At 72.6% G+C, this 11950-nt stretch carries 11 protein-coding genes and 1 riboswitch; of the genes, 3 read left to right on the top strand and 8 right to left on the bottom strand.

The window, feature by feature from the left end; translation table 11 throughout:
- Positions 1-11: 11 nt before the first annotated feature.
- Positions 12-773, bottom strand: coding sequence for an alpha/beta fold hydrolase (locus tag ACFVYS_RS04175; RefSeq protein WP_389498656.1), 762 nt, complete (start codon positions 771-773; stop codon positions 12-14).
- A gap of 64 nt (positions 774-837) precedes the next feature.
- On the opposite strand from ACFVYS_RS04175, the gene ACFVYS_RS04180 reads away from it, so the two are divergent.
- Positions 838-1248 carry a MarR family winged helix-turn-helix transcriptional regulator gene (locus ACFVYS_RS04180; RefSeq protein ID WP_389498658.1) on the top strand — a complete coding sequence of 137 codons (411 nt, stop codon included), beginning with the start codon at positions 838-840 and terminating at the stop codon, positions 1246-1248.
- Between the two features lie 111 nt (positions 1249-1359).
- Here ACFVYS_RS04180 and ACFVYS_RS04185 read toward each other — a convergent pair whose 3' ends face one another.
- The 7 genes from ACFVYS_RS04185 to ACFVYS_RS04215 all read right to left on the bottom strand — a co-directional run bounded on the left by ACFVYS_RS04185 (position 1360) and on the right by ACFVYS_RS04215 (position 9203).
- Positions 1360-2928, bottom strand: coding sequence for a protein kinase (locus tag ACFVYS_RS04185; protein ID WP_389498660.1), 1569 nt, complete (start codon positions 2926-2928; stop codon positions 1360-1362).
- A 511-nt stretch (positions 2929-3439) separates the two neighbouring features.
- Positions 3440-3952 carry a peptide-methionine (S)-S-oxide reductase MsrA gene (msrA, locus tag ACFVYS_RS04190; RefSeq protein ID WP_389498662.1) on the bottom strand — a complete coding sequence of 171 codons (513 nt, stop codon included), beginning with the start codon at positions 3950-3952 and terminating at the stop codon, positions 3440-3442.
- 217 nt (positions 3953-4169) lie between these two features.
- Positions 4170-5279 (bottom strand): FAD-dependent oxidoreductase, encoded by a 1110-nt coding sequence (locus ACFVYS_RS04195; protein ID WP_389498664.1) that lies wholly within the window; start codon positions 5277-5279, stop codon positions 4170-4172.
- Positions 5280-5455: 176 nt separating this feature from the next.
- A complete protein-coding gene (locus ACFVYS_RS04200) occupies positions 5456-6712 on the bottom strand; it encodes an MFS transporter (RefSeq protein ID WP_389499087.1) in 1257 nt (418 codons plus the stop codon).
- A gap of 145 nt (positions 6713-6857) precedes the next feature.
- Entirely contained in the window at positions 6858-7619 is a 762-nt protein-coding gene (locus tag ACFVYS_RS04205) for a CbtA family protein (protein WP_389498666.1), read from the bottom strand.
- 25 nt (positions 7620-7644) lie between these two features.
- The gene (locus ACFVYS_RS04210; RefSeq protein ID WP_020129103.1) at positions 7645-7866 is read right to left on the bottom strand and encodes a CbtB-domain containing protein; all 222 of its coding nucleotides are present in this window, start codon (positions 7864-7866) and stop codon (positions 7645-7647) included.
- Between the two features lie 36 nt (positions 7867-7902).
- Positions 7903-8050, bottom strand: a riboswitch (cobalamin riboswitch).
- A 58-nt stretch (positions 8051-8108) separates the two neighbouring features.
- The gene (locus ACFVYS_RS04215; RefSeq protein WP_389498668.1) at positions 8109-9203 is read right to left on the bottom strand and encodes an enoyl-CoA hydratase/isomerase family protein; all 1095 of its coding nucleotides are present in this window, start codon (positions 9201-9203) and stop codon (positions 8109-8111) included.
- Positions 9204-10027: 824 nt separating this feature from the next.
- Between ACFVYS_RS04215 and ACFVYS_RS04220 the strand changes: the two genes are divergently transcribed.
- Positions 10028-11197 carry a hypothetical protein gene (locus ACFVYS_RS04220; RefSeq protein WP_389498670.1) on the top strand — a complete coding sequence of 390 codons (1170 nt, stop codon included), beginning with the start codon at positions 10028-10030 and terminating at the stop codon, positions 11195-11197.
- Positions 11198-11347: 150 nt separating this feature from the next.
- A complete protein-coding gene (locus tag ACFVYS_RS04225) occupies positions 11348-11908 on the top strand; it encodes a 2Fe-2S iron-sulfur cluster-binding protein (protein WP_267022963.1) in 561 nt (186 codons plus the stop codon).
- Positions 11909-11950: the final 42 nt, after the last annotated feature.

The following is an 11950-nucleotide window of genomic DNA, read 5'->3' on the forward strand; positions in this document are numbered from 1 at the left end:
CCGGACGCACCTCAACGGCGCCCGGTCTCCGCGGCGAAGGCGTCGAGCAGGGAGAAGGTGCGGGCAGGCTGTTCGAGATGGGGCAGGTGGCCCGCTTCCGGCACGACCTCGAAGCGGGCGTTGCCGAACGACGCGGCGTACTCCTTGCCGTATGCCGGGGTCGCGATGCCGTCGCTCTCGCCCCACAGGACGAGGGTGGGGGTGGTGACGGCCGCGAGGCGGGGGCGGAGGGTGGGGTCGCTCATCGCGGGGCCGCCGGAGAAGACGCGCAGGGCCGCCATGTTGGCCTGGAAGGCGGCGAGCCGCTCGGCGGGGACGGTCGCCGGGTCGACGTAGAAGCGCTCGGAGTCGTGGTACGCGTACTCGGCGACGCCGCGCGCGTCGAGGGTGAAGAAGTCCCGGATCGGTTCGCCGTCGACCTCGATGCCGACCGAGTTCACCAGCACGACCCCGCTGATCAGGCCCTGGGTGTCGGCCATGGCCAGTTCGGCGGCGATCCAGCCGCCGAGCGAGGAGCCGATGACCAGGACGTCGGACAGGTGGCGGTCGCGGAGGAGGCGGAGGTAGGCGGCGGCGAGGTCGGCCACGTGGGTGAGGCCGTCGGGCCGGGGAGTGCCGTTCCAGCCCGGGTGGGTGGGCAGCAGGGTGTGGGCCGTGGTGGCGAAGTGCTCGGCGATCGGGGCGACGGTGGCGGGGCCACCGCCACCGTGCAGGACGAGGACGGGGCGGCCGGCGGCGGGGCCGGATTCGATGAGCGTCAGTTCCGGAGTCATGACGAGGACTGTAACTAAGGATATTTAGATAAGCAAGTTTAGTCAGAGTGCTAGCCTGAGGAGCATGTCCGTTGAACCACAGATCCTCGGCAGGGCCGTGAAGGCCGTCCAGTACCGCCAGCACCGAGCGCTCGACAGCCGCCTCGCGTCCGTCGGCAGCACGCTCGCGCAGTGGGACGCGCTACGGGCGATCGGCCGCACGCCGGGCTCCAGCGCACGGGAGCTGGCGGCGGCGACGTTCCAGACCGAGCAGGCGTTCGGCACGCTGGCCGGACGCCTGGTGGCGCAGGGACTGGTGGACCGGCGCCCCGGGCGGGGCCGGCGTTTCGAGCACCACCTCACTCCCGATGGGGAACGGGTGCTGGAGGCGGGCCACGAGGTGGCGGACTCCGTGCTCACGGAGTGCTTCGAGGGTCTGACGGAGACGGAGCGAGAGGCACTGCTGGGACTGCTGCGGAAGATCGAGGAGTGCTGAGACCTCACCGTCCAGGCGGGCAAACGCCGCCTGGACAAGCCTGGGTCGGGCGTCCGGTGCCCAGCCGGGCTCATGCCACGAGGGCGCGGCCCGTCCCGGGCGCCGGAAGGATCAGCTCCCGGTGCCCGCCGACCAGAGCACGGTGTCGCCGGACGTGATCACGACGTTCCCGTCGGCCTGGAACACGAGGACCGCTCCCGGGTGGCCATCGGTCCGTGAGGCCCACACGGGCTGCCCGCCGCTGTTGTAGACGACCAGGTTGCCGTCCGCCTGGAAGCGGGCGGAATTGCCCTCACCGCGGGTCCTCGAAGCCCAACGCGCCTTGTGGTCCTGGTCGTAGATCACGAGGTTGCCGTCCGCCTGCATGACCAGACTCCTGGCCCCGGTCCCCACGGACTCCCCGGTGGCCAGCTCGAACGTCGCCGGTACGACCTTGGGTGCCGCGTCCCCCTCCTGGGGCTCCTGGCTCTTCTGGGCCTCTCGGGACGCCTGGGCCGAGGCGGACGGCTCCTCGCCCGTGGTCGCCGGGGCGGCCGAGCCGGACGGCCGTCCCTGCGCGGACGGAGAGGAGTCGGCCGAGGAACGCTGCGTACCGAAGTGGACGGCGGCCACCACGGCCACCCCGACCGCGACCGCCGCGAGGGCCGTGGTCAGCAGCCAGGCGGGCCGAAGCCGTCGGCGGGGCTCCGCCGGGGCGGCGAGGAGGGTGTCGGACCTCGTCGTCCTCGGGGCTGGGTCCTGACCGGCGGAGACCGCCGTGGCGTGCTGCGCGAGGTCGACCAGGGTGCGCGCCGCATGCTCGGTCTCGGTCAGCTCTCCGGCGAGAACCGTCGGGCATTCGTCAGGCCAACGCCCGGTCCTGCCGCCCCTCTCCTCCAGCCAGGCGCTCAGCCGGGCCGCCGTCGGACGCGCGGCCGGGTCCTTGGCCAGACCCGCGGCCAGCAGCGGCACCAGCTCCGGGGGGACGCCCGCGAGGTCGGCCTCCTCGTGGACCACCCGGTACATCAGGGTGGCCGCGGGGATCTGCTCCCCCGCGCGCGAGAAGGGACCGCGTCCGGTCGCGGCGTACACCAGCGTGGCGGCCAGCGAGAACACGTCGGCGGGTTCGGCGGCGACGCTGCCGATGGCCTGGTCCGGCGCGAGAAAGCCGGGGGAGCCCACGGACACACCGAGGCGGGTGTGGCGACTGTCGTCGGCGGCCCGTGCGACACCGAAGTCGATCAGCCGTGGACGGTCGCGTGCCAGCAGGACGTTGCCGGGCTTGACGTCCCGGTGCGCGAGGCCGGCCTGATGCACGGCCTGCAGGGCGCCGCACAGTTCGGCGGCGAGGGCGAGCAACGCGGACTCGGGCAGCGGGCCATGGGCCGCGACCCATTCGGCGAGCGACGGCGCGGGGACGTACTCGGTGGCCAGCCACTGCGGGCGCCGGCCCGGGGCGCTGTAGTCCACGACGGTCACGGTCCACGGCGAACGGACGCGGTCGCTGTTGCGAATCTCGCGGGCGAACCGCTCCTCGAACCCCGGCTCGGAGCTGAGATCGTCGCGGATCGTCTTCAGCGCGAGCAGCCGCCCCGAACCCGTGCGGGACAGGAACACCTGCCCCATACCGCCCGCGCCGAGCCGGCCGAGCAACGGATAGCCGCCAATGGATGTCGGGTCCGAAGGCTGAAGGTTGTTCATGACGACTGTTCCCCGGAAGTGTGCGTCAGCGCTCGAACCCACGCGCTGGGCCTTGGCTTGCGTGCTGGTGAGCAGGGTGGTCCGCGCTCGCAAGTATGCCGGACGGGTTCACCCTGCGCGTTTCCCTCCAACTCGCCGACGTCGAGCAGAAGTTGCGCCCGGCCGATGGCCTCCCGGAACGGCCGGCGCCGGCCGCGAGGACCGGCGGACATCGCGAAACCGGCAGATATCCGCACGGCAACGGGAGATCGCCCGCCCTCCCCACCCGGCCCCGGGCACCGGATCGCGGGTGACACCGGCCCGGAGGGACGTCTGCGCACACCACTCGCACCCCGCCCGGCTGCCGCCCTTGTGCCCCGGAGCTTCCCCGCTCCTGCCCTTACGGGCCCAGAGGTCATCCCTCAGGCTTCCCTCAGGTCTCCCTGCGACTGCCCGCAGGCCTCTTCCGTCGCGGCCCCGCATTCGGCACGCCGAGGCCCCGGAGAGAGGTCCGGGGCCTCGGCGGAGTGGTTCAGCCCTGTGTGCGGGCCGGAAGCCGCCATCCCGGGCGCGGGAAGTGGCAGGTGTAGCCCTCGGGGTAACGCTCCAGATAGTCCTGGTGCTCGGGCTCGGCCTCCCAGAAGGGGCCCACCGGCTCTACCTCGGTGACGGCCTTGCCCGGCCACAGTCCGGAGGCGTCCACGTCCGCGATGGTGTCCTCGGCGACCCGCTTCTGCTCGTCGTCGACGTAGTAGATCGCCGAGCGGTAGCTGAGGCCGATGTCGTTGCCCTGGCGGTTCTTGGTGCTCGGGTCGTGGATCTGGAAGAAGAACTCCAGAAGCGTGCGGTAGTCGGTCTTCTCGGGGTCGAAGACGATCTCGATGGCCTCCGCGTGGGTGCCGTGGTTGCGGTACGTCGCGTTCGGTACGTCACCCCCGGTGTATCCGACCCGGGTCGCCGTCACGCCCGGGAGCCTGCGGATCAAGTCCTGCATCCCCCAGAAGCATCCGCCCGCGAGCACGGCCCTCTGCGTCTGCGCTGCCATCTCAGCACCTTCCGTATCTCTCGTCTCGGCCACGTGAGCTGCTCGCTCGCGCACCGTCGACGTACCAGCCTCTGTGGATACAACAGCACGTGAGAGGCCCGAACAATTCCGAGCCCGCACAGTCGGCCGCGGCGCCCGCCCTCGAATCGAGGTGCACATCGAAGCGATGCACCCGCTTCCTCACCCTTCACCCTCCGGGCCTTCCCGGAGGAACCGCCTACCGCACCGCTCCCCCGAGCCGTGCCGTGCCTCCCAGGCGGAAGCGGGGATGGGGCTCGGCACGGCCGGTGGCGAGGTCGGCGGCCATCGCGCCGATGAGCGGGGCGAATTTCGCGCCGTGTCCGGAGCACGGGGAGACGATGACGAAGGGGCCCTGGCGGTCCAGGACGAAGTCCTCGTCCGGGGTGCTGGTGTAGAGGCAGGTCGCCTCGGCGACCGGGTCGGGCTCGAGGCCCGGCAGGCGGTCGCGTACGAAGCCGCTCACCCGCGTCCGCGACGACTGATCGACGACCCCGCTGCGGGTACGGGCGGTGGCCGGGGTGCCGCGGTCGTGCTCGGCGACCTTGACCGCCGGGACCGAGCCCCCGTCGCTTCCGGACGGCAGGCCGTAGAGGTGCAGCGCGCCGTCCCAGATCAGGGTCGGCCACCTGACGGACGGATCCCGCTGCCGGAAGTGGAAGACCTGCTGCTGGGTCACCGCCAACGGCGGCAGGGCGAAGGGAAGTTCGAGCTCGGGCAGCCAGGCGCCGGCCGCGATCACCACCGTGTCGGCGACGAGCTCGCGGCCGTCGTCGGTGTGCAGGCGCGCCTTCTCGCTCCCCCGGACGTCGATGCCGGTGACGCGGCTGCCGATGATCGCCTGCGCTCCGTGTTCGATCGCCCGCCGTACACAGGTCCCGACGGTCTCGTCGGCGTCCACCACGCCCGCGTCCGGGTGGTGGAGCACCGGACCGGTGATGCGGATGTACGGCCAGCGCTCGGCGGCGGCTTCGGGGCCGAGGAGTTCGTGGGGCACTCCGGCGGCGCCGAGGAGGTCGGCGAGCGCCTTCAGGTCCTGGTCCTCGCCCATGTCGAGCCCACCGGTCGTGCGCAGCAAGGAGGCCGAACCGTCGTCCTCCAGCTCCCGCCACTGCTCGCGGGCCTGTCCGGTCAGCCGTATGTAGAAGGGGTCGGCGTACACCCGCCGGAAGATCCGTGAGCTGCCGTGCGAACTTCCGTGCCGGTGACCGATGTCGTACGCCTCGACGAGCGTGACCTCGTGGCCTCGGCGGGCCAGTTGCCAGGCGGTGGCCGCGCCCATGAGTCCGGCGCCGACGACGGCGATCACAGTCCCTCCCCGGGGATCCGGTCGGTGCCCGCGAGCGGAACGCGGGCCATGACAGCAACCTCGATCGTAAGGGCGATCAGGTCCTCGGGTTCCAGGTGGGGGTGGGCCGGGGTGGGCCTCGCCGCGGGCGGACGGCGGACGGCGGACGGTTCACCGGAGGTCGGCACGCGAGGCCCTCAGCCCGCGGACGCCCGGTCCTGGGCGAGGCCGAGGTCGGTGGTGTCGCTCACCCGCCGGTCCGCTCGACGGGCGGCGACGATCATCACGGCGAGTCCGCTCAGGACGATGGCGGCGCCGACGTACAGCGGTGCGGTGTAGCCGAGGCCGGCGCTGATGGCGGCGCCGCCGAGCCAGGCGCCCAGGGCGTTGCCGATGTTGGAGGCGGACACGTTGGCGGCGGCGGCGAGCGGCACCCCGTGGGCATGGTCGGTGACCCGGGTGATCATGCCGGGGACGCTCGCGAAGCCGAAGAGCCCCGTGAGGAAGACGAGGACCACCGACGCGGCGGGGTCGGCGGCCAGCAGCCCGAACACGGCGAGCGTGACGGTGAGACCGGCCAGCGAAGCGATCAGGGTGAGGTCGCGATCGCGGTCGGCGGCTCGTCCCCCGACGATGTTGCCGATCACGAGGCCGCTGCCGTACACGACGAGCAGCCAGGCGACATCGGTGCTGGAGAAGCCGGTGACCCGGGTGAAGGTGTAGGCGAGGTAGCTGAACGCGCCGAACATCCCGCCGTAGCCGAGCGCGGTGGCGGCCAGGGTCAGCCAGACCTGCGCCGACCGGAAGGCACGCAGCTGGGTACGCGGCGTGTCCGGCCGGCCGGTGGCCTTCCCGGAGGCCTCGGACGTGTGGGAGGCGTCGGAGGGACGCGGCCGGTTCACCTCGCCGGCCCAGCCCGGTACGCACACGGCGATGGCGACCGCGGCGACGACACCTATGCCGGTGATCGCCCAGAACGTGGCGCGCCAGCCCCAGCGTTCGCCGACGAGGGCGCCGAACGGCACGCCCAGCACGTTCGCGACCGTCAGCCCGGCGAACATCACCGCCACCGCCCGTGACGCCCGCTCGGGGGCGACCATGCGCCGTGCGACGAGCGAGCCGATGCCGAAGAACGAGCCGTGGCACAGCGCCGCGACCACCCGGCCGAGCATCATCAGCGAGTAGTTCGGTGCGACGGCGGACAGCAGGTTGCCGACGACGAACAGGGCCACCAACCCGGTGAGAACCGCCTTGCGGGGCAGCCCGGCGGTGGCGGCGGTCACCACGATCGCGCCGACCGCGACCGTCAGGGCGTAGCCGGAGATCAGCCATCCCGCCGCGGCCTCGGACACCGCAAGGCTGCGGCTCACTTGCGGAAGCAACCCCGCGATCACGAACTCGGTCAGACCGATCCCGAATCCACCGAGAGCGAGTGCGACGAGCCCGGCGGGCATCTGCCGTGCACGGACGGCCGGTTGGATGTTCATGGCACCATCTTCGCGCGGTCCTCGGGCCGCTGATCCGGCGTCGGTTCGCGAACGCGAAAAGGCCCCCGGGATGATTCCGTGGGCCCTTTCGTCGGATCGTCGTGCGGTCGGGTCAGTGTGGGGCGGTCACCGGCGTGCCCGCGGTCACCGTGGCGGGCTCGGGGTGCAGCAGCCGTTCGGCCAGTTCGCCGAAGACGAGGCCGAAGCCTGCCCAGAGCGTGACCTGCATGGCGAGGGCGGACAGACGGAACCGCCACAGCAGGGCGGCCGGGAAGTCGCTCGGCACCTCGTTGACGGCGGGCAGGAACTCGTAGGCCGGCCCGATGACGAGCACGAAGCCGAGGACGGCCGCGACGGTGGCGTTCCAGGTGCCCAGCCTCGGTGCGAGCCGCTTGCCCAGGATCACCGCGGCGACCGCGAGCAGCACACTGAGCACCATCATCAGGAAGTACAGGGTGGTGCGCTTGCCGATGGTGTCGGCGTCGCCGACCGCGGGCGGGTTCGCCGGATACTTCAGGAACGGCACGACGTACACGGCGAGCAGGGCGGTCCCCGACAGCAGAAGTGCCGTGGCCCGGGGGCTGAAACGGCCGACACGGCCGAGGGCGAAGCAGAAGGCGAGGGCGGCGATGCCGCCGAAGGCCACCCCGTAGATCAGCACGCCGGTGGCGAGACCGGCGGTGGACTGCAGGCTGCGGGAGACGAGTTCCACCTCGTGGTGCTCGTGGCCCGCGGCGTGGGACTCCTCGAAGCCGATCGCGCTGTCGACGTTCGGCTCACCGAGGAAGTAGGCGACGATCAGGGCGAGCACGCCGGCACCGAGGCCGGCGAGCATGCCCCGCACGAGGAGGTTTCTTACCGTTGCGGAGTTCATGGGTGTGCCGGGCTTCCCCTCGGGATCAGTGGCAGGGGAAACCGAGCAGGTGGCGGGCGTCGTGCACCCACTCGTGAACGTCCTCGCCGGAGACGACGGCTGTCGCGCCCTGCTCGGCGCCGACGAAGTACAGCAGGACCAGCATCAGGACGCCGAAGAAGACCGCCCACGGGGCGATGTCCTTCAGCGGCAACTTGGCGGGTACGACGGGCGTGGTGGTAGTCGGCTGGGCGACATGCTGCGCCATGGCAGGACCTCCTCTGGGAGTTCGCGTCCCATCTCGGTGGTGCACATGACGACGGCCACGGGTCTGACTCGCGGTGTGTGCCCCATCGGGGTACACCGTCCACAGTGGCGCGACCGTGCCGGGTTCTCACCGGCTTCCGTCTCGCCGTCGTCGATATCAGAGCGACGGTACCGCGTGTCGGGCCCCTGGCCAATACCGCCCCACCTGGCGTGATTCCGCTCTCCACGGCCAGGTGGCCCGGATCACCGCGCCGGTCCCGCCCGGCGGAGCTCCTCCGCGGTGGTGTCGGGTCGGGCGAGGCCGAGTTCGCGCGCGCCGAGCGGGGTGAAGAAGCGCTCGACGTCGGCCTCGGTGACCTCGGCGAGGGTGGCCGGCGACCAACGCGGGTCCCGGTCCTTGTCGATGACCTGGGCGCGGATGCCCTCGACCAGGTCGGGCGTGGTCAGGGCCGCACAGGAGACGCGGTACTCCTGTTCCAACACCCGTTCCAGCGAGCCGAGCCGCCGGGCACGGCGCAGGGCGGCCAGGGTGACCTTGAGCGAGGTGGGCGACCTGGTCAGGAGGGTCTCCGCGGCCTCCTTCGCCGCCGGGTCGCCGTGCGCGAACAGCCGTCGGACGATCTCCTCGACGGTGTCGGCCGCGTAGCAGGTGTCGATCCACGCCCGGTGGCCGGCCAACTCGCCCGCCGGCGAGGGCTGTACCCGCCGGTCCAGGGCTTCCCGTACCGGCAGCTCGGCGAGGTCGTCGGCCAACTGCCGGAGCGAAGCGGACGGTACGTAGTGGTCGGCCAGCCCGCACGACACCGCGTCCCCGGCGCCGATCTGCGCACCCGTCAGGGCGAGATGGGTGCCCAGTTCGCCCGGGGCGCGGGCGAGCAGGTGGGTGCCGCCGACGTCCGGCACGAAGCCGATGCCGGTCTCGGGCATCGCGATCCTCGACCGCTCGGTGACGACCCGGACGCTGCCGTGCGCGGAGACGCCGACGCCGCCTCCCATCACGATGCCGTCCATCAGGGCGACGTAGGGCTTGGGGTAGCGGGCGATGCGGGCGTTGAGGTGGTACTCGTCGCGCCAGAAGGCGGCCGACGCGGTGCCGTCGTCGTCGCGGGCGTCGTCGTGGACGGCGCGGATGTCGCCGCCCGCGCACAGGCCACGCTCCCCCGCACCGGAGAGGACGACGGTCTCGACGGCCGGGTCGCGCTCCCATGCCGTCAGCGCGCCGTCGATGCGGCGCACCATCGCGTGGTTCAGGGCGTTGATGGCCCTGGGTCGGTTGAGCGTGATGTGGGCGGCTCGGCCGGTGGTGTGCAGCAGGACGGGTTCCTCGATGTCGTTCATCCGGATGCCTCCGTCAGGCCGCGGGCCACGATGACGCGCATGATCTCGTTGCTTCCTTCCAGGATCCGCTGGACGCACAGGTCATGGACGATCTTCCCTACTCCATGGTCGCCGCGGTAGCGCCGGCCCCTGCCGTCGAAGCCGGCCGCTTACGGAGTGAGCGGTGGCGCGTGGACCGGCGCTCGCGGCGGCACCCTGCCGCTGGACACCCCGCGGCCCCGCTGGGTCGAGCGGGACAGGGACGACGGGCGGAGGGCCGCTTACCAGGCCATCGCCGCCTGGCTCGCCCGGGTGGGCCCGGACGCGGGGCGGTCCGTCCCCCTCGAGGGGCCGGCCGGGCACGGCGACGGACCGTACGCCACCGACGGGCGGGGCAGGCCCGTGCGGGCCGCGGTCGTGGCGATGGACACGCGCGCCGTCACCGCCGCGCAAGCGGTCGCAGGACGCGACGGACAGGGCTCGCCCCGACGCGGATGGAGAGCGAGCCCTGTCCACCGGCTCCGATTCTCGGGTCCCGGAGGCGAGTGGGCCCATGAGTGCGCGGGTACCGGCCGTGGTGCACGGCACACACCCCGTACGAGTGGCGCACACCCCCCGCACGGACCGTCGGCCCGTGGCCGGATCCGCATGCGTGACCCGTGTCGCGCCGGGGAAGGCGCGTCCCGGCGAGGCACCTCCGGGTGCCCGCGCCACCGACCCGCTTGATCGCGTACCCGCCGCGGCGAGCGATACTGGCCTTCGCACGTCGTCGCCACGTCGTCACCGCCCTCACGAATGGACTCACCCTCATCTCCGCGACCGTTCCGCCCACGACGCCCTCCACGGTGTGGCAGACCCGTGGCCGTCACACCGGCCCCACCGCTCCGGACGTCCTGCGCAAGCACCTTCAGGCACTCAAGGACGCCGAGACCGTCCAGGACTTCATGGAGCTGCCGGACGCCGACACCCCCGAGGGGGAGACGGCTTTCGAAGCCCGGTGGCTGGTCGCGGAGGAGGTGACCGTCCGTGCCCGGCTCTGGCTCGCCGAGTGGTCGGGCCAGGGCCAGGAATGGACGCTGACGGCGGAGGCGGAGCGGCCGTGGGACCAGCGGTGGCCCTCGCCCGCCGGGATGTTCTGGTCCTGGGAGGCGGACACCCCCTGGGGCAACGAGACCGTCACCGGTGAGCGGTTCCTCACCGCGAACCCGCTCCCGGCGGACGACAAGGAGCTGCGGCGCGCGCTCCGGTCCGCCCTGCGGGACACCTGGACCGTCCACCTCGTCGTGCACGAGGCCATGACACCCGACGAGCTGGGCCGGCGGTCGCTGGTCCCGTTGCTGCCGCCCGGCCTGCACCACCGGGTCGTCGAGCACCGCGCGGCCCCGCACCAGCTGCGCACCGTGAACTGGGCCCTCAAGGAGGCCCGGGTGGAGGTGCCGCGCGGCGGGGCGCTGGTGCTGCCGGGCGCCCCCGCCCCGGCCGACTACGACGCCGCCGACTACTCGGTGCGCAGCGTGTTCCTGGACGGCACGCATCCCACCGAGCTGCTGGACGCGGTACGGCGCTTCGCGGCGCTGCCCAGGCCGCTGCCGGAGGACGCCGACGCGGCGCTCACCGCGCTGCGGGAGGAGTGGCAGCTGCTGACCCCGGAGGAGGAGCTCGCGCGGGAACGCAAGCTCGTGGTGATGTACAAGGAGGCGCTGGAGGCGATGACGGAGTCCCGGGACCTGTACCGGGAGGCCGCCGAACACGCCCACGAGGCGCTGGCCGCGTACCGGGAGGCGGCGGCCGAGGCCGGGGAACCGCGGCAGGCGCCGGCCAGGAAGGGCGGTTCGCCGTTCCAGCAGCTGGGCCGGACCCTGGAGCGGTTCAGGGAGACGACCAAGGGTCTGCGCCCGGTGGCGTCCGCCGCTCCCGCGGGTCGGGGCGAGGCGCCGGAACAGGACCGCACCGGCGCCGCCGGCGGTACCGCCGGCCCCCTCGGCGGCGACGAGCCCGAGGTGACCGACCGGTAGAGAGTCGGCAGGCCGGTAGCCGGCCGGCGTCACGGTAGGCGGCCGGCAGGCGCCCGTGGCCGAAATACCTCGTACCGGGACGTGTCACACGCGCCTGTCTGGATACGCGGTCCCCACGGCATCACGGACCGCCCCGGAAGGGACCAGCACATGGGCAGCGAGCACGGCCCCCGGTCATCGCCCCACCGATCCGACACGACGCTGCGTGTCAACGGCAAGCCGCACACCCTCACCGTCGACCATCGGCGCGTGCTGCTGGACCTGCTGCGGGAGGATCTGGACCTCACCGGAGCGAAGAAGGGCTGCGACCACGGTCAGTGCGGCGCGTGCACCGTCCTCGTCGACGGGCGGCGCGTCAACAGCTGCCTGCTGCTCGCCGTCACCCTGGACGGCAGCGACATCACGACCGTCGAGGGCCTGTCCGGCGACGGCGAGGATCCGCATCCGCTCCAGCGGGCCTTCCTGGAGCGTGACGCCTTCCAGTGCGGGTACTGCACGCCCGGACAGATCTGCTCGGCGGTGGGCGCGCTCGCCGAGGCGGAGTCGGGCCATCCCTCGCACGTCACGGACCCGGCGACGCCCTCCGGACGGCCGGTCGCGCTGGACCGCGACGAGATCCGCGAGCGGCTCAGCGGCAATCTCTGCCGCTGCGGCGCGTACCCGCGCATCGTCGACGCGGTCGAGGACGTGACCGGGGCGGGCAGCACATGACCGGGCCGGCGGCCCAAACGCACGACCGGGGCAACCAGAGGA

This window comes from Streptomyces sp. NPDC058295, assembly GCF_042880655.1.
Lineage (GTDB): Bacteria > Actinomycetota > Actinomycetes > Streptomycetales > Streptomycetaceae > Streptomyces > Streptomyces coriariae.